Here is a 794-nt window from a genome sequence, read left to right as displayed (position 1 = left end):
GTACCACCAGTATAGTTGCTATGCGGTGGAACAATATTGCCTGCATTTCGACATATGAATAGTTCCCCTGGTTCCGTCTGAACTAAAAGGTTTGGGTCAATACGAGAATCAGAGCATGTAATAAAAAGAGCTTCTGGATGCTGCCCTTTCACAAGTTGATCGAATAGTTCTTTCTTCTGAGGGTACACTTCGGTTTTGAATCGTACGATTCCACTGGCTATTTTTGGCATATCAATTCTCTATAACTCAATTAACGTGTTGAATAATAGCTTTCTCAACCGGTATAGGGAAGCGATATAGCAAGGAAAAGCCCTAACTAATTTTTTATGTTCGAGCGCCCTATTTTGACGCATAAAAAAACAGGCTCGCGCCTGTTTTTTTATGTATAACAACGTAGAGGGCTTAGTTTCTCGCGGTAATTGTATAGCTGGAATCTGGATGATACTTGATATCAGACATGTAAATGCTTCCCATAGTTGGGCCGCTAGTATTTCCTTTAACTCGAATATTCTCCATGCTAATTCGAGCAATTTCTGTCGGCATATATATTTTTATACCGCCTTCGTCAGTAATTTCTATAGGCCCTCTTCCTTCCTGGTATTTCAAACCCTCAATAGAAATATCTGCTTCAATCAGGTTAGATATCGGACCAACACCTGCCATGGTTAATACACTGTCCGCTAACTCATAAGCCACTTGCTCATCCTTCGGCTCTTCATATTCATCTTCGTCGTTATATTTATGCTGAAAACCGGCAACCGCTCCGTCAGCATTCTGACCGATGCTAAGCCCCA

Annotated in this window: 2 protein-coding genes; both read right to left on the bottom strand. The window is 41.2% G+C overall.

Annotated features, from left to right (window positions below; genetic code table 11):
- Nucleotides 1-230 (bottom strand): carbonic anhydrase (locus A3729_RS29785; RefSeq protein ID WP_304439799.1); only part of this gene is annotated, 230 nt, incomplete at its 3' end.
- A 172-nt stretch (nt 231-402) separates the two neighbouring features.
- A partial coding sequence (locus A3729_RS33680) for a hypothetical protein (RefSeq protein WP_197476287.1) occupies nt 403-794 on the bottom strand: 392 nt, incomplete at its 5' end.

This window comes from Oleiphilus sp. HI0043 (assembly GCF_001634935.1).
Note: the sequence above shows the minus strand (reverse complement) of the source record. Positions and strands in the feature narration are given on the sequence as shown.